19 protein-coding genes are annotated in these 24,934 nt (G+C 61.5%); 15 read left to right on the plus strand and 4 right to left on the minus strand.

Going from position 1 to position 24,934, the window contains the following annotated elements:
- Positions 1 to 3: 3 nt before the first annotated feature.
- On the minus strand, positions 4 to 219 hold the full coding sequence (locus ACNAOV_RS01730) for a hypothetical protein (protein ID WP_416517705.1): 216 nt from the start codon (positions 217 to 219) through the stop codon (positions 4 to 6).
- A 205-nt stretch (positions 220 to 424) separates the two neighbouring features.
- Between ACNAOV_RS01730 and ACNAOV_RS01735 the strand changes: the two genes are divergently transcribed.
- The gene (locus ACNAOV_RS01735) at positions 425 to 1,825 is read left to right on the plus strand and encodes an NCS2 family permease (RefSeq protein ID WP_416517706.1); all 1,401 of its coding nucleotides are present in this window, start codon (positions 425 to 427) and stop codon (positions 1,823 to 1,825) included.
- A gap of 195 nt (positions 1,826 to 2,020) precedes the next feature.
- Here the strand turns inward: ACNAOV_RS01735 and ACNAOV_RS01740 are convergent, their stop codons facing one another.
- The 3 genes from ACNAOV_RS01740 to trxA form a co-directional block, all read right to left on the minus strand.
- Entirely contained in the window at positions 2,021 to 5,863 is a 3,843-nt protein-coding gene (locus ACNAOV_RS01740; protein ID WP_416517707.1) for an InlB B-repeat-containing protein, read from the minus strand.
- A 267-nt stretch (positions 5,864 to 6,130) separates the two neighbouring features.
- A complete protein-coding gene (locus ACNAOV_RS01745; RefSeq protein WP_416517708.1) occupies positions 6,131 to 7,138 on the minus strand; it encodes a G5 domain-containing protein in 1,008 nt (335 codons plus the stop codon).
- A 149-nt stretch (positions 7,139 to 7,287) separates the two neighbouring features.
- On the minus strand, positions 7,288 to 7,632 hold the full coding sequence (gene trxA, locus ACNAOV_RS01750; protein ID WP_416517709.1) for a thioredoxin: 345 nt from the start codon (positions 7,630 to 7,632) through the stop codon (positions 7,288 to 7,290).
- 171 nt (positions 7,633 to 7,803) lie between these two features.
- On the opposite strand from trxA, the gene ACNAOV_RS01755 reads away from it, so the two are divergent.
- From ACNAOV_RS01755 to ACNAOV_RS01820, 14 genes are all read left to right on the plus strand, one after another.
- On the plus strand, positions 7,804 to 8,433 hold the full coding sequence (locus tag ACNAOV_RS01755) for an NUDIX hydrolase family protein (RefSeq protein WP_033511568.1): 630 nt from the start codon (positions 7,804 to 7,806) through the stop codon (positions 8,431 to 8,433).
- A 23-nt stretch (positions 8,434 to 8,456) separates the two neighbouring features.
- On the plus strand, positions 8,457 to 9,314 hold the full coding sequence (locus tag ACNAOV_RS01760; RefSeq protein WP_416517710.1) for an alpha/beta fold hydrolase: 858 nt from the start codon (positions 8,457 to 8,459) through the stop codon (positions 9,312 to 9,314).
- Positions 9,311 to 10,348, plus strand: a complete 1,038-nt coding sequence (gene nudC, locus ACNAOV_RS01765; RefSeq protein WP_416517711.1) for an NAD(+) diphosphatase — start codon at positions 9,311 to 9,313, stop codon at positions 10,346 to 10,348. Before ACNAOV_RS01760 ends, nudC begins: the two co-directional genes overlap by 4 nt.
- Before the next feature lie 81 nt (positions 10,349 to 10,429).
- The gene (locus tag ACNAOV_RS01770; RefSeq protein ID WP_416517712.1) at positions 10,430 to 12,034 is read left to right on the plus strand and encodes a L,D-transpeptidase family protein; all 1,605 of its coding nucleotides are present in this window, start codon (positions 10,430 to 10,432) and stop codon (positions 12,032 to 12,034) included.
- A 39-nt stretch (positions 12,035 to 12,073) separates the two neighbouring features.
- Positions 12,074 to 12,487, plus strand: a complete 414-nt coding sequence (gene gcvH / locus ACNAOV_RS01775) for a glycine cleavage system protein GcvH (RefSeq protein WP_416517713.1) — start codon at positions 12,074 to 12,076, stop codon at positions 12,485 to 12,487.
- 10 nt (positions 12,488 to 12,497) lie between these two features.
- Positions 12,498 to 13,688, plus strand: a complete 1,191-nt coding sequence (locus ACNAOV_RS01780; protein ID WP_416517714.1) for an App1 family protein — start codon at positions 12,498 to 12,500, stop codon at positions 13,686 to 13,688.
- A gap of 7 nt (positions 13,689 to 13,695) precedes the next feature.
- A complete protein-coding gene (locus ACNAOV_RS01785; protein ID WP_416517715.1) occupies positions 13,696 to 16,119 on the plus strand; it encodes a S9 family peptidase in 2,424 nt (807 codons plus the stop codon).
- A 66-nt stretch (positions 16,120 to 16,185) separates the two neighbouring features.
- Entirely contained in the window at positions 16,186 to 17,229 is a 1,044-nt protein-coding gene (locus ACNAOV_RS01790) for a 3-isopropylmalate dehydrogenase (protein WP_416517716.1), read from the plus strand.
- A gap of 30 nt (positions 17,230 to 17,259) precedes the next feature.
- Positions 17,260 to 18,201, plus strand: a complete 942-nt coding sequence (locus ACNAOV_RS01795; protein WP_416517717.1) for an NINE protein — start codon at positions 17,260 to 17,262, stop codon at positions 18,199 to 18,201.
- Complete coding sequence (locus tag ACNAOV_RS01800) at positions 18,183 to 19,430, plus strand: lipoate--protein ligase family protein (RefSeq protein ID WP_416517718.1); 1,248 nt, start codon at positions 18,183 to 18,185, stop codon at positions 19,428 to 19,430. The genes ACNAOV_RS01795 and ACNAOV_RS01800 overlap by 19 nt, the downstream gene beginning before the upstream one ends.
- 125 nt (positions 19,431 to 19,555) lie before the next feature.
- A complete protein-coding gene (locus ACNAOV_RS01805; RefSeq protein ID WP_416517719.1) occupies positions 19,556 to 20,275 on the plus strand; it encodes a Crp/Fnr family transcriptional regulator in 720 nt (239 codons plus the stop codon).
- A 41-nt stretch (positions 20,276 to 20,316) separates the two neighbouring features.
- Entirely contained in the window at positions 20,317 to 22,602 is a 2,286-nt protein-coding gene (locus tag ACNAOV_RS01810; RefSeq protein WP_416517720.1) for a transglycosylase domain-containing protein, read from the plus strand.
- An 88-nt stretch (positions 22,603 to 22,690) separates the two neighbouring features.
- Positions 22,691 to 24,052: an NADH:flavin oxidoreductase/NADH oxidase gene (locus tag ACNAOV_RS01815; RefSeq protein ID WP_416517721.1), complete on the plus strand. Its 1,362-nt coding sequence runs from the start codon at positions 22,691 to 22,693 to the stop codon at positions 24,050 to 24,052.
- An 8-nt stretch (positions 24,053 to 24,060) separates the two neighbouring features.
- Complete coding sequence (locus ACNAOV_RS01820) at positions 24,061 to 24,804, plus strand: polyprenol monophosphomannose synthase (protein ID WP_416517722.1); 744 nt, start codon at positions 24,061 to 24,063, stop codon at positions 24,802 to 24,804.
- The last annotated feature ends 130 nt before the right edge of the window (positions 24,805 to 24,934 follow it).

The raw sequence follows: 24,934 nt of genomic DNA on the forward strand, positions 1-24,934 counted from the left end.
GATTCAGACTTTCTTATTATCTTTCTTATCGTCTTTGCCCTGGTCGCGATGCTCCTGCTCCTGACGCAGGGTGCGGCCCTCGCGGGTGCGTTGCTTGTTGACCGTGGCTGCTGCAATTCGCTCGGCGGCGCGCTCATCCTGTCCACGATCGACTTCGCTGTCGTGCACGTGCTGATATTGCTTCTGATCGTCCGGATCCCAGTGATTATCCCTGGCCATATGCCTCTCCTAGAAAGCGCCGTGCCCATCTGCTCAGCCCCATGTGGGACGGCTTCAGGGCCGTGCCGGTATGCCGATTATAGGTGAGCGGAAACTTATATAGCGGTATTGGAGCTCAATAGGGGGACCCCGTAACAGAAAAAGCCGAGTGCTCGTGATATTCTTTCCTTGTCTCATCGCCAAATAAGACAATAAGGAATCGAATATGCATAAGCTATTTCGGCTTTCGGATAATAATACCACAGTCTCTACGGAAGTGGTAGCAGGCATCACCACCTTCTTCGCCATGGCTTACATCATTGTGGTGAATCCCTCGGTGCTCTCGTCGGCAGGTATGCCTTGGGGTGCCGTCTTTCTTGCCACCCTGATTGCTGCCATCATCGGCACCCTGATCATGGGGCTGGTAGCCAACGTGCCCTACGGCGTGGCGCCAGGAGTCGGGTTGGATGCCTTCTTCACCTTCACTGTGGTCAAGGGGCTGGGCTTCACCTGGCAGCAGACCATGTGCATGGTCTTCCTGTGCGGCCTGATCAACATTCTGGTCACGGCCACCAAGCTGCGAAAGATGATCATTCAGGCCATTCCGCCCCTGCTTCAGCACGCCATCGGCGGCGGCATCGGCGTTTTCATCGCCTATGTGGGTCTGCTCAATGTGGGTATCATCAAGTTCTCTCCTGACAAGACTTCGGCGGCAGGAGCCAACCCCGGGCTGACCACCTTCAACACCCCCGGTGTCATCCTCTTCGTCATCGGCTTGTTGCTGACCATCTTCCTTCTGATCTTTAAGTTCAAGGGCCACTTGGCCTTCATCAACAAGGGAGCCTTCGTCATCGCCATCATCGTGGTCACATTGCTGGGCATCCCCATGGGGGTCACCAGCATGGCCAAGTCGGTCGATCTGGGCCAGGCCTGGTCACAGCTGCCGCAGACCTTCCTGGCCATTTTCAGTCAGGATGGATTCCCCGCACTCTTCTCCGACCCGGCCAAGCTGCCAGTGGTTCTGGTGACCATCTTCGCCTTCTCGCTGTCGGACACCTTCGACACCATCGGCACCTTTGTGGGTACCGGTCGGCGTTCAGGCATCTTCTCCGCCGAGGATGAGCAGGCTCTGGAGAACGGCCGCGGCTTCAGCTCCAAGATGGACAAGGCCCTGTTCGCCGATGCCACAGCAACTTCCATCGGAGCCCTCTTCGGCACTTCCAACACCACCACCTATGTGGAGTCCGCAGCGGGCATCGCAGCTGGTGGCCGGACCGGGCTGACCTCGGTGGTCATCGCCATCTGCTTCGCGCTCAGCGCCGTCTTCGCTCCGCTGATCTCAGCTGTACCATCGGCGGCCACTGCGCCCGTCCTGGTCATTGTGGGTTGCATGATGATGAGCTCCTTCGCCGAGATTGAGTGGGGCGATCTGTCTGAGGCCATTCCGGCCTTCTTCACGGCCATCTTCATGGGCTTTGCCTACTCCATCTCCTACGGTGTGGCTGCCGGTTTCATCACTTACTGCCTGACCATGGTATGCAAGCGCAAGGGTAAGGAGGTCCACCCCATCATCTGGGCGGTCTCGGCACTCTTTGTCCTGGACTTCGTGCTTCAGGCTGTGCTCTAAGCCCGGTTTCGTAGACACAAGCTATCATCCATAAGCAGCATTCGTCAGAACCATTGCTCAGCTGTGCGGGTAGTCGTCATGCTGTTGTCAGGTTGACCTGACTGTTTGAGGGTGTGCATAGAGTAAATCAGGCACAGAGACCGCAAAGGGGCCCCGTCACTACATGGGTGGCGGGGTCCCTCTCGTTTGTGCCCGTCAGTGCTTGTGCCGAGCGGCAGTCTTTCCATTTTGTCCGCTTTGCGTTTCAAGGCGCTGCCGTTTGGCGGCCAGTCCGCCGACTGCAGCCAGCGAGCCGACCATGAGGATGACTAGGATGCCTGCCTCTCCGGTCAGGGGGAGTACACCATAGTGGATGAAACGGAAGGCATTGGTCTCATCGTTGGGCTGTGGAACTCCATTGAGCGTCCAGGCGATGCTGACAGTCGTGTCGCCGGCCTGATGGTTTGGTGTCAGCACGGTCCAGGCGCCATCCGGCTGCCCCGTGAAGCTCAGGCTGGTTCCACTGACACCTCCGAACTGCACTGTGGACGGGGTGCCCAGTCTGAAGGGGAAGAGCACGTTGACAGGGGAGTAGACCGTTTGCGTCGCATTGTTCCCCAACCTTCCTTGGCCATCGTCTCCCCACCCCAAGGTGCTGCCGGTGGAGGCTATGGCCAAGGTGTGGCCAGTCCCGGCGCTGATCTTGACGAAGTGGTCGATGCCTGACGGATTGCCCATTCTGGTTGGCTTGTTCAGGCTGCCTGTGCCTCCGGTCCCCAACATGCCTGATGAGTTTTGGCCCCAGCCCCAGATGTTTCCGTTCTGGTCCAGCGCCAGTGAATTGCCGCTGACCCTGCTGCCTGTCAGCTGAGTGAAGGTGCTGACGTTTGCAGGCATGGCTACCAGGGATGGAGCAGTCCTCGTGGTGGTGTCGCCCAGACCGAGCTCTCCATTGCTGTTCCCGCCCCAGGACCACAGGCGTCCCAGATCATCGAGGGCGGAGGAGTGGCCGCTGCCCGCGATGATCTGAACAGGCCTGAATCCGCCTGTCGGGTTGGTGCCGGGTTTGGCCTGGACGGGTGTGGAGGTGTAGCCGTTGAGTGCTACATCGCTCGTGTTGCCCAGATCACCGTTCTGGTTCGATCCCCAGCCCCAGGCACGGCCCCGGGTGTCAGTCGCCAGGGAATGCGACCCGCCCGCACTGACCTGTGCGTAGCGGAATCCCGTCGTCTCGCCTTGCGGAGTTGCGACCTGGACGGGTTTGGTGGTGATCCTCGTCGTCGCCACAGTGCTTGAAGGAACGCCCAGTTTGCCGAACTCATTGGATCCCCAGCCCCAGGCTCTGCCCTGCCCGTCTACGGCCAGGACATGAGTGATTCCTGCGCTGACACCAGTGAGAGCGAAGTTAGTTGCCGTCATCCCGCTAGGGGCTTGCACGCGAATCGGGTTGGAGCTGTATGCAGCTGAGCCATTGGTGGCAACGGCATTGCTGCCAAGCTGTCCGGAGCTGTTAAGCCCCCACGCCCACACGTGGCCCTGGCTATCCAAGGCCACTGAGAAGGCCCTTCCTGCACTGACCTGTATGAATCGGTTCACGTCTGTCGGCTTTGGAATCTGAACCGGGGTCAAGCAGTCCGTTGTGGTTCCATCGCCGAGCTGTCCGTATTTATTGGCACCCCAAGCATAGATGTTTCCATCCGATCCGAGAGCCAGTGAATGATCATCGCCGGCGCTGACTTGGCTGAACCTAATGCCCCGAGCTGCAGGAGGGACCAGGGTCACCTTGGTCTGACCGCTGTCGGGACCCTGCTTGGGAGAGGTGGTCCATTGCCCGGTACCTGCAGTCCAGTGGGCTGTCAGCTTCAGGGGACCCTTGACGGGGGAAGTAAAGTCATAGGCCACATCGCCGTTGAACCAGCCGTCGAAGAGGAAGCCAGGTCGGGTCGGGTCTTGATTCGGTCTGGAAGCCGTCTGGTCTTCGACGACCGACTGACTGATGGGCTGGCTGCCGTCGACCTTGTCAAAAGTGACGGTATAGGAGGGCGGGTCATAGGTGAAATCCAGGATGTCATCGGGTTGCGTACCATAGAGATTCCAGGTGATGGTCGTATCCACTCGACCCTTCCTATGGGCTGGCGTCACCACCTGCCAGTTCGTACCTGCTTTTTTCAGGTTGCTGCCCAGTGTTTGGTCGAATTTGACCGCAGTAAGATCCGGTGTAAGCGGGAAGGCCGCCAAACCAGGCGTCAGCCTCATTGCCTTGCTGTTGTCATAACCCGTGGGGATGGTCGGATCACCCAGTTGGCCCCCGCAGTTCCACCCCCAGGTATATAGGTTCCCATCTGACCCCAAGGCTAAGGATTGCTCCCAGCCAGCATAGAGCCGAACCCAGCTGGTTTCCTGTCCAGCCACGGATGGTTTAGGCTTTTGCACAGGCCGGGGTCTGGTGATGTAGCTGGTTTGGCCGGTAGGGACGTCTGGCAAGCCCAAATCGCCGTACCAGTTGACGCCCCAGGTATAAAGATTGCCATCTGAACCGATACCCATGCCATGATAGTCCCTGCCCATGACCTGCTTCCAGGTGAATCCTGCAGGTGTCCCATTCGGACGAGGTATGAGAGTCGGCACATGCCTGTCTGTTGTGGTGCCGTCTCCCAGACGCCCGCTGTCGTTCCACCCCCAGCCGTAAAGATCCCCGTTCGTAGTGATGGCGAAACTGTAATCGGCTCCTACATTGAATTGCGAGAAGGTGACCCCATTGGGCTGAAGGACTTGGGTGGGTGTCAAACGATCTGTTGTGGTACCGTCTCCTAGGCGACCATAACTGTTCCATCCCCAGGCATAGAGTTTTCCGTCGGATCCCATGGCCATGGAACTGTACCGTCCCGTGGCCGGCTGGGTGAAGGTGATTCCCGTCGGCTTGCTTACGGGGACGGGTTTAGCGCTGTATGCAGCTGGATTGTTGGGACCTCTCGGAACGCTGGTATTGCCGAGTTGCCCATATGCGTTGAGTCCCCATGCATAGAGATTGCCATCTGAGCCCAAGGCCACAGTATGGTCCCACCGGGTTTCTGCCTGCTTCCAGGTAAATCCTGGCGCGGCTCCATCCGGCTTTTTCACCGGGGCAGGTCTGCTGCGGTTCTCGGTGGTTCCATCGCCCAGCTGTCCAGAAGCATTGAATCCCCAAGTGTAGAGGTTGCCATCCGAACCCATGGCCAGGGCGGAATGATCGCCAGCGTCCACCTTCGTGAAAATGAATCCTTTTGGCACATTGGCTGGCTTAGAAACTTTTATTGGGGATTGCCGATCGATGTTTGTACCGTCGCCTTGCTGACCATAAGCGTTTTTGCCCCAGGAATAGATGTTGCCGTCCGAGCCAAGAGCCAACGACTGGGTGGACCCTGACGTGATTTGTGAAAATTTGATGCCCCGGGTCGCTGGTGGAGCTACCGTCACAGTGGTGCCACCTGATATGGCTCCATGTGCAGGTGCCAAGGACCAATGGCCGTCGCCGGCTGTCCAGTTTGCGGTCAGCTTCAGGTTGTTGGTGACAGGCTGGTTGAAGTCGTAAGCTACCTGGCCGATAAACCAGCCGTCGAAGAGGTATCCCTGCCTGGTGGGATCGGTCGGTCGTTTCGCAAGACCTCCCGAAAGGACAATCTGAGAGTCAGGGGTTGCTGTGTCGGCTTGGACGGTATCAAAGGTGACCGAACATTGATTATTTGGGCAGGGGGTTGTCGATCGGGTGGAAGGGGTAGGGATTGCCGAGCCTAGTGAAGTGGGGGATGGAAAGGTGGGAGAGGGTGTTGTTTGGATAGGGGAATCCAGCTTTTGAGTTTCTGTTGGCAAGGAAGCAATAGAAGGAGTTTGGGTTGAGCTAGGTATACCAGGGGTCACCCCTTCGCCTTGGTTTTCCACGCTTTGCGATGCTGTCGGGGATGCGGTCGCATCCGCCTGTGCCAGGTCAATTCCTGAGAGATTTGCTAATGTGAGCCCTGAGGCGATAATGGCTGCAAGAGAAGCTATGCAGCATGCACGACTCCTGGATGACGATTGCATACGGTCCTCCTCGAAAGCAACGGCGCATGCAAGGTGGCACCTGCATCCCCAGCTCAATCCCCATGGCCAACGTGCATGACGTTCAATTGAAATCAGTTTATATCATGTGGTTCTGGAATACCAAGTTCTCATTGAGGCCTGTCTTTTGCCTTGGTGGTCGGATTTGCGGCAGGAAATTGGGATTGGTTGTTTCGTGGATATAGAAAGAACTTCCGGCAAGCCGAACCAGCCTGCAGGAAGTTCCTGATTGAGTTGTATGAAAAGGGATCAGTACCAGTTGGTCGCCTGGGATTGGGCCCATGCACCGCAGGGGTTCCCGTAACGGCCCTGGATATATCCCAGTCCCCAAACAATCTGGGTATGGGCGTCGGTCTGCCAGTTGGGACCGGCCGAGGCCATCTTGCTACCGGGCAATGCCTGAGGGATGCCGTAGGCACCCGATGGGTTGGAGGCGTTGGTCCGCCAGCCGGACTCCTTGTTCCACAGCTGTACCAGGCAGGTGAACTGGTCTTCGCCCCAGCCACGGGAGGTGACCAGATCGTGGGCGATGCTTTGGGCTGTACCCACGGGGACCGTGGTGGTGGTCGAACCGGACTTTGCGGGAGTGCCGCCGCCGGTGCCCACCAGGACCACCTTGTCCACAGGGACCGTTTTGACGAAGGAGGCGAAGATATTGCTGGTCAGGTGCTTATTGCCGGCTGCGGTGACCAGGCTGGTGGTCTCCATGACGCCGTTCTGTCCCTCCGTCTTGACCTTGGTGGTGCCTGCTGGGAGGGAGCTGGTCTTCTCCTCGATGGTGTTGAAGGGAATGGGAGAATCTTCCGTCTTGACCTGGGCGTCGGCCCGGTCGATGCGGATGACGGTCTTCTCAGTGACGCGAGTGGTCAGGGACGGGGTGATCTGGTCCCCCGGCTGCAGGGTGATGTCCCCGGCCTCCAGCACGGATTTGACATCGGTGAAGCCCGTTCCCAGGACCACCTTGTTCTTCCCGTTGATCTGAACATTTACATAGGAGGTGTTCGCATTAGCGCCGCCCGCACCGTTGCGGATGGCCTGCCTGGTGCTGCCACGGGACACTGTGTCCACATCTTGGGTGGCTGAATAGGATGTTACGCCTGACTTGGCTGAGCTCTCAGTGGATGTGTAGAAGTCGCGCGAGACGAAGCCTGCGCCAACGACCATGCCGAGAACAGTGACACCGGCAGCCAACCGCAGCCACTGACGCTTGGTCAGGGCCTTGACCGCACTCATCCGTCCTCTACGGTGGTTCGCCATTACTCTCCTCTGTTGAACCGACAGATCCTCAGTGATCAGTCGACGTAACGCTTCCTATCGACCACATGCTTCCGGTAGCGCCGAAAGGGTCACTGGACAAACACAGCAATACTTTAGTGCAAATTGGTCTTGGAGCCAACTCGACTGTCTCAGGCCCGCGCAGGGGTTGACAAATCGGCCTTACGAGCCTGATCAATAAGATCGTCCAGGTCCGAAGACCTGAGAGCGCCGGCCTGCTTGAAGATGATCTGCCCTTGCTTGGTGATCATCAGTGTAGGCACCGCCTGGATGTCGGCGGCCGCGGCCAGATCCTGGTTCTGGTCGATGTCCACCTTGCCGAAGACGATGTCGGTGTTGGCCTGCGAAGCCTTCTCGAAAATGGGGCCAAAGGCCTTGCAGGGTCCGCACCAGGTGGCCCAGAAGTCAATCAGCACCAGGTCGTTGTCCTTGATGGTTTGCTCGAAGTTCTCCGAAGTAATAGTCGTGGTGGCCATGATAACGCTCCTTGAAGTAGTTTGACTGTCGCGCGGGAAGCTCCCGTGCTTAGCAACCGCTTTCAATCATCAGCATTCCATCAAGGCTGGAGAAACCGCCCGAATATGCTCTGGGTGGAGATGTCCGCCGGGGTCACGTGGGCGGTCAAGACTGGTACGGATAATGGAGCCATGCCAGTGCTGAACGACGAGATTCCCGATGATGACGACTTCGATGCCGATCGCGACCGTGGTGCCTTCTCACACATCACCCCGGAGGACTTCAACCGGGGTTTTTCGGGCTCGAATCCCCCTGGGTGGCTGGACCGTGACGCCATCGACCGTGCCCGGCGTTGCCTGCCCATGCCCTATGTTGAGGTAGTGCCGGTTCGCGTGGATGACATGAGTGCCGTCACCCAGGTCGGCACCCTTCTGCGCGTGGACGATCAGGGCAATATAGAGCGCACCCTGATCACCGGAAGGATTCTCTACCACGAAACCATCAGGGAGGCCCTGGCCAGAAACATCGCCAAGGATCTTGGCCAGCTGGCCCTGCCCATGCTGCCTGCCAGCCCCCAGCCCTTCACCGTGGCCGAGTTCTTCCCCACGCCGGGGGTCTCGGAGTACTACGACCCGCGTCAGCATGCCATCGCTCTGTGCTACCTGGTGCCGGTGGCCGGGGACTGCAAGCCCCAGGACGAGACCTTGGATGTGGAATGGATCGATCCCAAGGGGGACATGCTGGAGTCCTTCATGAGCCAGATGCCTGGCGGACACGGGAAGGTACTGATGAGCGCCCTGACCTGGGCTGGTGCACTATGAGACGCGAACCCTTGGAGGCGGGCATGAGCATTGCCAATACCGAATATCGCCAGGGGAAGGGTCTGCCCTTGGTGTTGGTACATGCCTTTCCAGTGGACCACCACATGTGGGATCGGTGCGCGGCCTCATTGATTGCTCAGGCGGATCGTGCGGGTATGAACCCCTTCCCGGTCTATGCCCCGGATATGCCTGGAGCAGGCGATTGCCCCCTGCCCGGGCCGGCATCCTGCGGCCCGGCAGACTCTGATGGCGCCCTGCCTGGTGCCTTGGATGCTATGGCTCGTGCCTTTGTGGACATGATCGCCGCCACGGGGGCACAGAAGGCCATCTGGGTCGGTCTTTCCATGGGAGGCTACCTGGTTGAGGCCGTAGCCAGGCTTTATCCGCAGATGGTTGCAGGGCTGGCCCTGTGCGACACCACCATGATGGCTGACCGTCCGGCCTCCCGGGCCAAGCGGCTGCAGATCGCCCGAACCTGCGAGGAGGAGGGGACGCTCAATCCGGTCATGCACTTCGCCAGGCCCCAGGAGGGCGATTCCATGGTCAAGCGTTCGCCCGCCTTCGTACAGACCATGACCGAATGGATACAGTCTCAGGACCCCCGGGGCATCGCCTGGCGGGAGCGGATGGCTGCGGGCCGTCCGGATCAGAGTGATCTGGTCGGTCGCATCAGGGTTCCCGTGGCCCTGGTCAGCGGCCGCTGTGATCCCTCCAGCCCTCCACGCACCATGGAGCCTATGGCTCAGGCCATGCGTCAGGCCGGAACGGACGTTACCTTCACCGCCATTGACGACTGCGGCCACTTCAGCGCCGTTGAGCATCCGAATCAGGTGGCTGCTGCCCTGCTGGATCTGGTTCGTCGTGTAGGGAGGCTCTCATGAGCGATTCTGAGACGGTCTTCTCCCCGCTTGCTCTTACCGAACCCCTGCCCTTCCTACCCCTGGCTCAGGGGGATATAGACTACGACACGGTGTCGCGGCAACAGCCCGGTCTGCTTGACCAATTGCTGGAGCAGGACGGCACGGGGGTCATCCTGGTGCGGGGCGAGAAGGTGGCCGTGCCCAAGGGCAAGGGGGCACTGGCTGGCCGCACAGGAGCCAGTATCCGTCTGGCCACCTTGCCTGCTGCATACTTGCGTGGTCCTCTGACTGGCTCGACAGATCAACTCGAGCCGCCCTGCTACTACCTGGGCAGGGCCGACCAGCAAGCCTGGCTGGCCCTGGATCTGAATCTTGCCTGCGCCGGTCGGACCGTCCAGGACCCTCTTCGTGATCTTGCCCAGGCTGCGGATCAGCGCTTCGACTGGCTTGGTCTGCGCGAGTATGCCCCTCATGGACGTCCGCGTCAGGTGGGTCTGGCAACTTGTGCGGTCGCCCTGTCCGTATGGCATGGACGTCAGGCCTTCTGCCCCCACTGCGGCGCACCGGTCCATCCTTGTCAAGCCGGATGGGCTCAGATCTGCCAGGGGGATACATCAGGGGACCAACACACGCTCTTTCCCCGCATCGAACCCGCAGTGATCATGGCCGTGGTGGATGGCCGTGATCGGCTTCTGCTTCAGCACAACCAGAAGTGGCCTCCCGGCTTTCGTTCGGTCACTGCTGGATTCGTCGAGGCGGGGGAGAATCTGGAGCATGCAGTCCGGCGGGAGACCATGGAAGAGGTGGGGCTGAACCTGGGGGAGATGCGGTACCTAGGCTCTCAGCCTTGGCCCTTCCCAGCCTCCCTGATGGTGGCTTTCAGAGCCAGATCACTGAATACGGACATCCAGGTGGATGGTCAGGAGACCGCTGAGGCCAACTGGTTCACACGGGAGGAGTTCAGTGCCGCTCTGGCCTCGGGCCGGTTGCGCATACCTCAGGCGGCCAGTGTGGCCAGGCATATGATCGAGCAATGGTACGGCAGTGAGATCTGACTCATCCGAACGGTGTTGCACCCCAGGACCTGGTCTCGTCGTAAGATATTTCAAGGAACTGTCAGCAGCGAAAGGTGTGTTATGGCCATGGAGGGGCAAGAAGAGCCTCGTATCTCGGATGTCGACCAGGCCGAAACAGTGACCATGCCGCCGACGACCGGGGAGGGACCTGACCCTGTGGACCTGTTCGCCGACGAAGAAGCGGATCGGGCTTTCGGCGCTGGTGCTGCCCATAAGGCTCCTTCCAGCAGCCATCGCGGACGCACCGTCCTGGCCCTGCTGCTTCTGGCTGTGCTGATTCTGGTGGGTTGCTGGTTTGGCGTCCGTGCCTTCTTCCGCGATCGGGTGGCCCCCGGCGTCACCCTGGGTGGGCAGGTCATGATGGGTCGGACCAAGGACCAGGTCAGGCAGATCGTTGATAAGCAGATTCGTGACTCCCAGGTGGAACTCAAGGGTGAAGGCACCTCTGCCCGGGCAGGACTGAAGGATCTGGGTGTCAGTGTGGATTCGGATGCCACGGTCACCAAGATCATGAACGCCAAGGGCTCTGCAGGCGTATCCCGGCTGAATCCTTTCCATAGCGAGGCGGTGCCGCTGGTGGCCGAGCGGGATCAGCTGGCCATGGACAGGTATCTGACTGAACGGTTCATTCCCCGCCATGACCGCTCTGTTCCCTCTACCATCGTTTTTGATCAAGGCGCACATGCCTTCCGGGCCCAGGAGGGTCGCGGCGGCAAGGCGCCTGAGCTGGGCCGCGTGCAGGATGCCGTCTCATCCTTGATAGACAAGCCTGGCAGGCGTCTGGCCGTGGGGGTGGTCTACAAGGACGTGACCATGCCCATCAGCCTGGACACCGCCAATCAGGTGGCCTCCCAGGCCAACCAACGACTGGCCAAGGATCTGGTCATCAAGGGTGCTGATGATGACCTCATGACCGTCCCGGCCGCTACAGTGGCCACCTGGGTCAAGCCGGTCACCGATCTGGACAAGGGGACCATGGAGCTGGGCTTTGACCGGCAGGCCATCAAGCAGTATCTGGACCAGGAGCTGGCACGGCAACTGAATCGGGATATGGTCACCGCCGTCAACGTCAAGAACACCAAGGGTGATGTGGTGGCCGAGACCACCAAGGGAGTGGATGGTGTCCGGGTCACGGATGTGTCTGCCACGGCAGACCTGGTCGCCAAGGCATTAGAACAGGGTGACACGAACCCAGTTCAGGCGAGCGCCGAGATCACTCCCCACAAGGAGCAGACCCGGGTGGCCCGCTACGACGTGCCCGACGGCGACATCTGGATTCAGGTCAACCTCAGCGATCAGACCGCCACCGCCTACCACGGCACCACCCAGGTCAAGACCTTCCCCATATGCTCAGGCAAGCCTCATGACGGCAGATGGTCCGACACCGGCACCTTCTTCATCAATGTGCGCTACGCGGTCCAGACCATGCGCGGGGAGGGCTACGTCACACCCAATGTCAAATGGATCTCCTACTACAACGGCAGTGAAGGCTTTCACACGGCCAGCTGGAACTCTGCCGGCATTGCCAAGGGCGACCCCATCAACTACGGATCCCATGGCTGCATCAACATGTACGAGCAGGATGCCAAGTGGATCTTTGACAACGCCCCCATCGGGACCATGGTCAAGGTGGAAGGGCAGGTTCCATCGGGTCCGGCCCGGTAGGAGCACCTGCCCCGGCAGACGGTCGAGTAGGCTGGAACCATGAGCGATGAACACAGTGATGGAACTTCCCGCCTGGATGTGCCCGAACACCTGCAATATTCACAGGATCATGTCTGGATCGACCCCAGCCAATCCCCGGCGCCCATGGGCGTGACTGAGTATGCGGCGGACCAACTGGGAGATCTGGTTTTTCTGGACCTGCCCGAGACCGGCACCCACGTCGATGCGGGCGATGAGGTCATCGAGCTGGAGTCCTCCAAGGCAGTTGAGCCGGTGGTCTGCCCGGTGGCAGGCACCATCGCCTACGTCAACAGGGCGGCCTCGGACGATCCGGAGGTCATCAACTCCGACCCCTATGGGGAAGGCTGGATAGCCAAGATCGACTTGGAGGACGATGAGCCTGATCTGATGAGCGCCGAGGAGTACGGTCAGCTGCTGAAGAGCCTGAACTGACGGTTCGGTCATGACCAGGCGATCCGGCCGCAATGAGGGACCCCTACGGGTCCGATCGGTCAGCACCACCTTCGATTCGGCCGCGCCTGGGGAGGGCATCGAGAGCAGACCGGCCCCGGTGCGCCTGCTGCGGCGCCTGATTACCGGTGGCTTTGACTTATGGGTGGGACTGTCCATCAATATGACCGGCCGCCTGGGCTGGTCGGCCGACGTTCAACCCTATGTGGGTTACGGTACCGAGTCATACTCTCGGTTGATCTGCCGCACTATTCTGACCGACGGTCGCAGACGCGAGGATCCTGCCATTCGGGGTATTCGCGGCCTGCTGACCGTACCCGCGCCCAGGACAAGGGTCAGGCTGGCCATCGACAGCACGGCCATCGGGAGGGTCCAGGTGGGAGACTCCTCGGTCTACGATGCCGTCGACCCCAACCGCAGCCTGAGTGCGGATGCGGTCTTCTCCGACCGATCGGGCTACCTGGATCTGGTGGCTGAGCATCGTCTGACCCCAGGTGTACACCGGGTCTCCTACCAGGTGCGGGGTCGCCGACCCGTCGATGCGCCTTTATACATCGTGCCCGGTCAGACTCCTGTCGGCGTCATATCCGACGTGGACGACACCATCATGATCAGCCAGGTGCCCAATCATTGGAAGGCTGCCTGGAACCTGCTCCTGTCAGACCCACACCGCCGGGCCTCTGTGCCTGGCATGGCCGTGCTCTACAACCGCATCCGCGACCTGGACCCCCGGATTCCCTTCTTCTATCTGTCGGCCTCGCCCTGGAATGTAGAGGGATCCATACGCGGCTTCATCCGCGACCATGGCTTTCCGGCCGGCCCCCTGCTGCTGCGGGATCTGGATCCCAGGCCCAAGACCTTCGTGCCCTCCATCGTGCAGCACAAGATGGAGTTCATCCGCCAGCTCATGGCCGACTTTCCCAAGATGCGATTCGTGCTCATGGGCGACGACGGCCAGAGCGACCCATCCACCTTCGCCCAGGTGGTACGGCAATATCCGGGCCGGGTCCTGGCCATCGGCATCCGTCAGTTGAGCCCACAGGAGACCGGGCTGGGAACCTTGGTCAAACGCACTGCCACACAGCCTGTGCCGGTGACGGAGGTGCCGGTCTTCTACGGGACCACGGGCGCCAACCTGATGCGAACCCTGCTGCCCTATCTGCGTCGTTGTACCCGAATATAATCGCCCCATGAGTTTTTCGGCCGTCAATTCCGCGCCTCCTCGTGCACAACGCCGTCCTACTGATCGATGCTTCCATGGGGATTGCTTCGAGGATCCCTACGAGTGGATGCGCAACCGGGAGGATCCTGCCACCAAGGCCTACGTGCGTGACCAGAATCGCTACTGCCAGGAACGGCTTGCCGGTCAGGAGGGTTTGCGGGCCACCCTGCTCAAGGAGTTCACCGACCGGGTACAGCAGACCGACATGTCGGTGCCCACCCGGATGCACGGATACTGGTACTTCTCTCGGACGCTCAAGGGCCAGGAGTATGGGGTGCAGTGCCGCCTGCCGGTGCGCGACCAGGATGACTGGGACCCCCCTGCTGTTAAGACCGATGCGGGGCCTGGATCCATGCCGGGCGAGGAGGTCATCTTCGACGCCAACGCCGAGGCCAAGGGGCACGACTTTTTCTCTCTGGGATGCCTGGACCTGAGCGCCGACGGCCGGTGGATGCTCTATGGACTGGATACCCGGGGCAATGAGCGCTATGACTTGCGTATCCGGGATCTGGAAGACGGCCGAGACCTGCCTGATCGTATCGATCAGGTCTCCTCCGGGGCAGTGCTGACGCCCGATGGCCGCTGGGTCTTCTATACCGGGCTGGACAAGGCCTGGCGTCCGGACACGGTCTGGCGGCATAAGGTCGGCACTTCAGCCGATCAGGATGTCATGGTCTACAAGGAGGACGATGAGCGCTTCTGGGTGGGACTGGGCCTCAGCTACGACGAATCCGCCATGCTGATTGCCACCGGGTCCAAGACCACCAGCGAGGTGCTCATGCTGGACTTGAAGGATCCGCAGGGGGAGTTTGTGCCCTTGATCCCCCGCAAGGAGGGGGTCGAGTACGACATCAGCCTGGCCCGGTTTGAAGATGCCGGTCCGGCGGGGGAGGACCTGCCGGTGGCCGTGGTCTACCACAATGTGAACAACCCCAACTTCGAGGTGGACCTGATTGATCTGCGCAGCCACCGTCCGCCCTTCCGCCTGGGAGAAGGGGTTCGGCTGGCCCAGGGCAGTCCCTACGGCTGCGAGCGCTCCGGAGACCTGGCCTCCTTGCCGCCCGAGAAGCCCTATCGGGATCCGGGCAATCCCGCCATCCTCCAGGGCGCTCGTGGGTTGGGCATAGAGGGGCTGGGCATCCACCGCAGCTTCGTGGTCCTGACCTACCGGGCCGACAGCCTGCCCCACATGGCCGTCATCGCCAAGGATCAGGCATTGGAGGATCTGCGGGCGGGCCGACCCTGGCGCTTCCGCGAGGTCCTGCCTGAGCAAGGGAAGGATGGCATTGACCGTCTCTACAGCATCGGTCCCACAGACAACCCCTCCTACCAGGCCCCTGGGCTGCGCTACATCCGGGGTAGCTATGGAACCCCGGCTGAGCTGCGGGAGCTGGATCCGGTCAGGGGCGTGGACCGATTGCTCAAGCGGGCCCGCGTTCTGGGCGACTTTAGACCCGAACACTACGCCGAGCGTCGAATTCTGGTCCGCGTCAGGGATGGGGCCCTGGTACCGGTCTCCCTGGTTTGGCGGCGGGGCATGCATCCGGCGCTGGATTCCTGCGGGAGGACCGGGTCCGATGATATGGTCATCCAGGCGCCCGACCATCCCGAGCGCCGTCCCTGGCTGGACCAGGATCCGGACAGGCCTGCTCCCATGTTCATCACCGGGTATGGAGCCTACGAGATAAGCCAGGACCCCGGTTTCTCCACAGGTCGGCTCAGCCTGCTTGACCGGGGCGTGCTCTACGCGGTCCCCCATGTGCGCGGCGGCGGGGAGATGGGCCGTGCCTGGTACGAGCAGGGCCGTCGGCTGCACAAGGTCAATACCTTCCTGGATTTCATTGACGTGACTGCAGCTCTGCAGGCTCAGGGCTGGGCGGATCCACGTCATACCGTGGCCAACGGCGGGTCGGCCGGCGGGCTGTTGATGGGGGCCGTGGCCAATATGGCCCCACAGCTCTATGCCGGCATCGAGGCGGACGTGCCCTTCGTGGACGCGCTGACCAGCATCCTGGATCCTGATCTGCCGCTGACCGTGACTGAATGGGACGAGTGGGGAGACCCCCTGCATGACCAACAGGTCTACCGATATATGCGTTCTTACTCGCCCTACGAGAACGTTCCTGATGCTGATCGTCGGCGCCGGCTCTTCGGCGGCGACCATTTCCCTGCCATCCTGGTGACCACCTCCATGAACGACACCCGCGTGCTCTACGTGGAACCGCTCAAGTGGGTGGCCAGGCTGCAGGAGCCGCAGGTGGGGGCCGATGCCCTGATCAGGATCGAGGTCCAGGCAGGACACGGGGGCATCAGCGGACGTTACCGGCAGTGGGAGGAACTGGCCTTCGAGAACGCCTGGTGCCTGTCCATCATGGTCCCCGAAAGCCGCTGATCCGGTCCTGTCCGGGATTCGGTCGGGGTCGTGAAAGGGGCTTGGCTGGCTCGTTATGCTCGGGGTATGACAAATAGCAAGCAGAAAACATATCACATTGCGGTCATTGCCGGTGACGGCATCGGCAAGGAGATCGTTCCCCAGGCTCAGGCTGTGCTGGAGAAGGTGACCCATGGCAAGGCTGACATTCGCTACGAGGACTTCGACCTGGGCGCTGAGCGCTACCTGCGTGATGGAGCCGTTCTGCCCGACGAGGATCTGGACCGGCTCAAGCAGCAGGATGCCATCCTCCTGGGGGCCATCGGCGACCCCCGTATCAAGGCCGGCATCCTGGAGCGGGGACTGCTGCTCAAAATGCGTTTCGAGCTGGACCAGTATGTCAATCTGAGGCCTTCCAAGCTCTACAAGGGCGTGGTGTCGCCCCTGGCCAATCCGGGCGACATCGACTTCGTGGTCGTGCGGGAGGGCACCGAGGGGCTCTATGCCGGGGCCGGCGGCTCCATTCGCCGGGGCACCCCCCAGGAGGTGGCCACCGAGGTTTCCATCAACACGGCCTACGGGGCGGAACGGGTCATCCGCTACGCCTTCCAGCTGGCCATGAAGCGTCGCCGCCGCCTGACCCTGGTCCACAAGAAGAACGTGCTGACCAATGCGGGAGACATGTGGCAGCGGCTGGTCGACCAGGTGGGCCAGGAGTATCCCGATGTGGAGCGTGAGTACCTGCACATCGATGCCTCCACCATATTCATGGTGACCGAGCCCAGTCGCTTCGATGTGATCGTCACCGACAACCTCTTCGGTGACATCCTCACGGACGAGGCGGGAGCTGTGGTCGGAGGCGTGGGCTACTCGGCCTCCGGCTGCATCAACGCCTCGGGTACCTACCCGTCCATGTTCGAGCCCATCCATGGATCCGCTCCTGACATCGCCGGCAAGGGGATTGCCAACCCCACGGCGGCCATTCTCTCGGCAGGTATGCTCCTGGACCATCTGGGCTTTGAGGACGAGGCGGCCAGCATTGAGCGGGCCGTGGAGGATGACATCGAGCGCTCCGGCTCCACCCAGAGGAGCACGGAGCAGATCGGCAGGGATATTCTGGCCCGTCTGTGATCGGGCCGGTTGGCGGCTAGACTGGAGGGCATGACTATGGATGATGCCCCCCAGCCGGACGACCGGCAGTCCAGCGATGCGCCGACAGGAAATCCTGGTTTCGGCCCCTTCCCGTCCCCACAGGTGCCTCCCGAACATCGGGGGCCGGCCGGTGGGGATGCTCCTGCCGGAGCAGCTGACGGACAGCGACAGGCTCCGGGCTATCCCGCTGGCCATGATGCTGGCTTCGGAAATCAGAATCCGTACCAGACCGGTCAATATCCCAGCAGCCGGTATCCCCAAGATGGGTACCCGACGGGGCAGAGGTCCAATGCCGGATATCCGTTCGCCCCTCAGAACGGCGGCCAATATCCTGGGGCCTACCAGGCAGGGCCTTACCGGCCTGGTCAGTATCCGACCGCAGGGTATCCAGCCGGCCAGCAATATCCTGCTGGACAATATGCCGGTGGCCAATATACAGGCGGTCAGAATCCTCAAAGGCCCTATCAGCCGGGACTGGGCTATCCCGGCCAATACCCATCTGGTCGGTATCCGTCTGGCCAATACCCGCCAAGCGGGTACCCGGGCAATCAGTACTCGACAGGCCAGTATCCCGGTAATCAGTATCCCGGCGGGCAGTATCCGCCGCAGACCTCCATGCCCTGGCCCTACCCGAGTATGCCCCAGGGCGGGTACCCCGGAGCCATGCCCAACGGCAGAAGCCCCTATCCCATATTACCTACCCCGCACAGCAAGCTGGCAGCCGGTCTGCTCAGCATCTTCCTGGGCTGCTTCGGCGTGGGCAACTTCTACCTGGGCAGGACCGGCCGTGGCGTGGCTCAGCTCATGCTCACCCTGATTGGCTTCCTCTTCTTCTTCATTGGGCCGACCATAGCCATGATCTGGGGGCTGATCGAAGGCATCCTGATTCTGACATCCTCGACCGGCTCCTTCTGGCATCGTGACGCTCGCGGATGGGAGCTGACGGATTGAATCCGGCCCGTCTGCGCGGCGTCGGCAAGCAGATGGGCGGCAAGCTGGCGGCCGTGACCCTGACCCTGGGCCAGGGATCCGACTCCTGTCCGTTCATCGCCTCATGCAGGATTGACGGCGATTTCTTCACGGAGCCAGCCCCGGCAGCCTCTCAGGAATCCGAGGGAGATCATGGGCCGGTATACCGGCTGGAATCCGCAATCTGTGGCCTCCCGTTGCCCTTGGACCCTGGTCTGGCCCTGGAAAGGCTGGACAGGGTCATGGCAGAAGGGGATGGCCAACGGATAGTCGGCGTGTCCCCATGGACCCTGGTGACCGCGTTGAAGCGTGCCCTGCCGGATGGGCTGGTCATCCACAGGCAAGGGGAATCCGACCAACTGTCGTCAGCGCCTGACCAGACATTTTCCAGGCAGTCGCAGCCGGACGAGGTCGAATGCCGCCGCCGTTGGTCTGGCCTGAAACTGGACCTGATCAGGGACAGTCCACGTCAGCCGGTCATGCAGATGGCCATGGATCAGACTCTCAATGATGCCGTGGCCCAGGGCCAGTTGCCGCCCACCCTGCGCATCTGGAACTGGGCTGCGCCGGCGGTGATCCTGGGGCGTTTCCAGTCCCTGAGCCGGGAGGTCCACGTCGATCGGGCACGCAATCTGGGCTTTATTCTCGTCCGCCGCTGCACGGGCGGTGGCACCATGGTCATTCAGCCCGATCGGGCCATCACGTACTCCCTCTATCTGCCCCTGGAATTCGTCAAGGGGGCGGACCTGATCGACTCCTACCGGATCTGCGACTATTGGCTGGTCCGTGGCCTGCGCATGCAGGGGATTCAGGCTGGCTGGCAGGGCATGAATGACATCGCCTCCCCGCAGGGCAAGATGGGGGGAGCCGCCCAGCGCAGGTTGCCAGCAGGCGCTCGTGGACCGGGCGGATTGCTCCACCACACCACGCTTTCTTATTCGGTGGATGCCGATCTGATGGCCCAGGTGCTCAATGTGGACCAGGAGAAATTCCATGACAAGGCAGTGACCTCGGTCAGAAGCCGGGTGGATCCCATCGACAGGCAGACCAGTCTGTCCCGTCAATCCTTGATCGATGCCCTTCTGGATACCCTGCCCTCCCTGGTGGCGGATCTGCACATATCCAGTCCGGCGCCCGAGGTTGAGCAACGGGCCCGTACTCTGGTCCGGCAGCGCTACGGCCGTGAGGAGTGGACCGCCCAGATCGCCTGACCGGGAAAGGGGGGTTGATGTGTGTGGGTATAATCGTGCTCAGTCGCGTCGAACCCGGCGTGAGGTCATCAACCATGCGTGAGTCGGTGCAGACCCGCCAGACATGGCGAAAAGGAGTGCGGAGTATGGCGGTTCACAAGCCCAATGAGATTCCCGATGACGGGAACGCCCTCAGGCAGACCGCCCTATTCAAACAGGTGCCCAGACAGGACGCCGACCAGCTTTTGGACACCATGCACGAGTCCATTTACGCCAAGGGGTCCACGGTCTTTCGACAGGGGGACACCGATCACCGCATGTATCTGTTGGAGGAGGGCCGGGTCAAGCTGGTCCGCCAGTCGCCCGACCGCCGCATCCAGCTGCTCAGCATCCACGGGCGCGGTGAGATTCTGGGCGAGATTCCAGTCTTCGATCCCTCCGGCGGGCCGCGGACCGCCTCGGCTGTGGTCATGGTCAACAAGACCAAGGTGGCTGCCCTGGATCACGATACCCTCTTCGACTGGCTCAACCAGCATCCCAAGGTGGCTGTGGACATGCTTCAGGTGCTGGCCCACCGTCTGCGGACCGACAACGAGCGCATCTCCGACCTGGTCTTCCTGGATGTGCCGGCCCGCCTGGCCAAGACCCTGCTGGATCTGGCCACACGCTTCGGCGAACCCTTCGAGCAGGGGCTGATGGTTCCTTATGACCTGACTCAGGAGGAACTGGCCCAACTGGTCGGTGCCTCACGCGAGACCGTCAACAAGGCCCTGATGGACTTCTCCAACCGGGGATGGATCTCTCGCAAGGGCCGCACCATCATCATTTTCCAGCCCGGACCGCTGATCCGACGCTCGCGCATGTGAACGCCACTGTTCGGTAGAGCCGACGGCCTAGGATGGAGACCATGCCCGAACAAAAGAAATCCATGTCGGTCAGGCGCTTCTTCACGCTGCTGCTGGCTTACCTCATCTTCTGCGTCGCAGGTGGCGTGGTTGTCTCTGGTTTCCTGTTTCCCGCTGTCTTCGGTATCAACGCCGCCTCCAGGAATCTGATGCCTGCCCTGAAGACGGACAACATCGACTTCAACGTCAACGATCTGCCCCAGCAGTCCCGCCTCTACGCCTCCGACGGGCATACGGTCATCGCCACCTTCTATGCGCAGAACAGGATCGTGGTGCCCATCAAGGACGTCTCCGACTACATGCAGAAGGCCGTGGTGGCCCGTGAGGACCGTCGCTTCTTCGAGCATGCCGGCGTGGACACCCAGGGCGTGCTCAGGGCCTTTATCCAGACCTACATCAAGCAGGGTGACACCCAGGGCGGTTCCTCCCTGACCCAGCAGTATGTCAAGAACGTGCTCATGAGCCAGGCTGAGGAAAACAACGACCCCATCGCCGAGTACCATGCCCAGGAGGAGACCATAGCCCGCAAGATGCGGGAGATGCTGATTGCGGTCCAGATGGAGAAGAAGTACTCCAAGGCCGAGATTCTCCAAGGCTATTTGAATATTGCCCAGTTCGGCACCAACGTCTATGGGGTTGAGTCGGCAGCCAGGCGCTACTTCAGCAAGTCGGCCAAGGACCTGGATCCGGGCGAGGCCGCCACCATCGCCGCCGTGACCAAGAATCCCGCCCGCTTCGATCCAACCGTCAACGTCAAGGCCTCCCAGGAGCAGCGGGACATCGTCCTGGATCTGATGCGCCAGGAGAGCTACATCACCCAGCGCCAGTATGACGAGAACAAGGCCAAGCCCCTGGATCAGATGCTGCACGTGCAGTCGGTCGATGCCGGCTGCCAGGCGGCCGGAGACGCAGCCTTCTTCTGCGATTATGTGACCAAGCAGATCCTCAATTCCAAGGAGTTCGGCAAGAGCCAGGAGGAGCGCAACAAGCTCCTCAAAGAGGGCGGCCTGGACATCTACACCACCATGGACGTCAACGCCAACGCAGCAGCCATGAAGGCGGCCCGGGACACCATACCCGTGGATGATCGAAGCGGCTTCGAGGTCACGATAGCCGCCATCCGCCCGGGCACCGGCGAGGTCCTGGGCTTCGGTATCAACCGCATCTACGATGCCACCCAGAACTCGGGCGGGGGCACACGCACGGCCATCAACTATGCCGTGGATCAGATCGACGGCGGCGGCTGGGGCTTCCCTGTGGGGTCCACCTGGAAGCCCATCAACCTGGTGTCCTGGATGAAGGCCGGAAAATCCATCAACCAGTCCCTGCGCACCTCCACCAGCTATCCGCAGACTTCCTTCGCCTGCAAGATGGCGGACGGCACCCCCTACGGGTTCGGCACCGGCAGCTGGCATGTGGAGAACTCGGGCGGCGGCACCACGTCACCGGAGTCCCCCCTGCAGGGTCTGGTGCGCTCGCACAACACTACCCAGGCCTCCATGGCCCAGCAGATCGGTCTGTGCACCATAGCCGATACGGCCAAGGAAATGGGCTACCACAATTCACCCAAGGATCAGATGGACATCCACTCGGTCAACACCTTCCAGCCGCCTATGGTCATCGGCGCGGTCCAGGCCTCCCCGCTGACCATGGCCAACGTCTACGCCACCATCGCTGCCAAGGGCGTGGCCTGCAGCCCCATAGCCATGACCAAGGTGATCGACAAGAACGGCAAGTCCGTCAAGGTGCCCAAGGCCAACTGCCATCAGGCCATCGATCCGGGCATCGCCGAGACCGCCGCCTATGCACTCAACCAGGGCGTTGTCCAGCCCGGAGGCGAGGCGTCCACGACCCAGCTGGACGGTGGACGCAAGACCTTCGCCAAGACCGGCACCCACGAGGACAAGTACATGCTGACCGGCGGATTCGTGCCCCAGGTGGCTGCCTTCGTCACCGTGGGCAATGCGGAGGGTCAGGTTTCCTTCACCAACAGGACCATCAACGGAAGGTCCATGCACACCTGGTACGGCATGTATATCGCCACCCCGGCCTGGAAGGACTTCATGAACACCTACCTGGCCGCAGCCAATATCCAACCGGACAACTCCTACGGCAATCCCGATCCCCGGTTCACCGGCGGGGTCCAGCAGCCGCGGCCGTCTCAGCAGTCCCAGCAACGGTCCTCGGGCAGACAGCGGCAGACCTACCGTCACAGCCAGGGGGGACAACAGGGCAACCAGGAGACCAGTCAGGACCAGTCGCAGACAGTGGATTCGCCGGAGGACTAGGGCCTGTGCCTACAATGGAGACCATGAGGGATTCGTCAACGGGCGGACCACGAGGGGTGCGACCGCCCGCCGGGAGAGGCAGGAACTGATGGTCCAAGAATATTCAGAGCTGGATGACAAGGCCCCTCGGGCCGACGGCCGGGTCAAGGAAGATCAGGCGATGCCGGGGCCGGTGAGCGGCTCTGGCAGGCTGGATGTCTCCAAGCCGATCTGGCCCTTTGAGTCGGGTGCCGCCGACGGAAAGAAAAAGGCTGGCAAGGCTGCCAAGGGGGTCAAATCGGCCAAGAAGGGCAAGAAGGACAAAAGAGTCAAAAAAACCGGGAAATCAAAATCAGGCAGAAGGCGGGAGATGGCCCTGCCTGCGCTCTTCCAGCCCATGGAACTGCGTGACCAGCATATCCGCAACAGGATCTGGATGCCGCCCATGGACACTTATTCGACCCTGCGGCATGACGGGGTTCCTACCAACTTCCACTACCAGCACTATGTGTCCCGGGCTCTGGGCGGCTTCGGAGTCGTCATTGGCGAGGCCACGGCCGTGAATCCCCAGGGGCGGATCTCGCCCTGCGATGTGGGACTGTGGAACGACGAGCAGACCAGGGCATGGCAGGGCATCGTCCGGGACGTCAAGGCCGCTGGTGCAGTGCCCATCGTCCAGCTCAACCACTCGGGGCGCAAGGGCTCCTCCGGGTGCTCCTCCATGGGCTACATCAACGCTACCGTGCCCGTGGCCGAGGGCGGATGGCAGCCTGTAGGCCCCAGCCCCATCGCCTTTGGCAGGATGGCGGTCCCGGTCCAGCTCTCGCGGGCTCAGATAGCCTCCATCGTGGCCGACTTCCGCTCCGCTGCTGTGCGAGCCGTTCAGGCTGGCTTCCTGGGGGTGGAGTTGCATGCCGCCCATGGCTACCTGCTCTCCCAATTCCTTGATCCCCTGATCAACCGAAGAAACGACGAGTACGGGGGCGACCTGTCAGGCAGAATGCGCCTGCTGGTCCAGGTGACCGATGCCGTGCGCGAGGTCATTCCCTCGGGCATGCCCCTGCTGGTGCGCATGTCCGCCACTGACTGGGCCACTGGCGGTTGGGGTCTGGACGAGACCATCCGTACAGCCAAGGTGCTCAAGTTGCATGGGGTGGACCTGATTGACGTTTCCACCGGGGGTCTGGTGCCAGGCGTGAAGATTCCGGCCGCTCCCAACTACCAGGTGCCCTTCTCCTACCAGGTGCGCAGCCAGGTGCTGATTCCCACCACGGCGGTGGGGCTGATCACCAAGCCCAGGCAGGCTGAGCGGATTGTTCGCAAGGGCCTGGCCGATGCGGTCGAGATCGGTCGAGCCAGCCTACGCGACCCCTACTGGCCGCTCAGGGCCGCCTACAAGCTGGGGCTGTCCACTCAGCAGGCCCCCTACCCTGAGCCTTACCGGCGCGGGGCCTACGGCATCGCACGCTGAGAGCGGCCATGGACGTTGTTCGTGGCGGAGCAGGGACCATTGTGGTCATGCCCACTTATCAGGAGGCCGACAACATCGGGGTGACCCTACCTCAGCTCTTGGACTGCTGCCCCGAAGTCGATGTCCTGGTCGTCGATGACAACTCACCGGACGGCACCGGCGCTCTGGCCGAGGACATGGCCAGCCGCAACCCTCGTGTGCACGTCATCCATCGGCATGCCCGCCGCGGGTTGGGTCCAGCCTACGTGCAGGGGTTCCGCTGGTCGCTGGAACACGGCTATGACCTGATCTGCGAGATGGACATGGATGGCTCCCATCGACCCCAGGATCTGGCCAGGATGCTGGCTGTGGCCCGAGGTCATGCACATCCGGGCCTGGTCATCGGTTCGCGTCGGGTGCGCGGAGGCCGCACTCAACATTGGCCCTGGTATCGGGATTTGATTTCGCGTGCGGGATCCTGGTATGCCCGCACCGCCCTGGGGTCCTCGGTAAGGGACATGACCGCTGGCCTGCGGGTCTATCGAGCGGACGTGCTCAGGCGGATTGATCTAGGGAGGGTTCGATCCAGCGGCTACGTCTTCCAAGTGGATATGTTGCGCCGAGCACAGGCTATGGGCGTAAGCGTAGTCGAAGTGCCTATAGTCTTCGTCGAGCGGGTTCGCGGTAGCTCGAAGATGGATGCCGGAATCGTTCTGGAGGCCATGGCCCAGGTGACCCTGTGGGGACTTGAACGGTTGACCCGTCGAAACTGACATTGGCTCACATTCGTGTTCGCTTTCATAAGCGACCCTGCAGGTCTTATTTGAGCCTTGAAAAATAAATTACGCCTTGATGAATAGATTCCTGCAAGAGCTCCGGCAGGCCTCGGATGTATGGAAGAAT

Source organism: Bifidobacterium asteroides (genome assembly GCF_048001765.1).
In the GTDB taxonomy this organism is placed as follows: Bacteria; Actinomycetota; Actinomycetes; order Actinomycetales; family Bifidobacteriaceae; genus Bombiscardovia; species Bombiscardovia asteroides_K.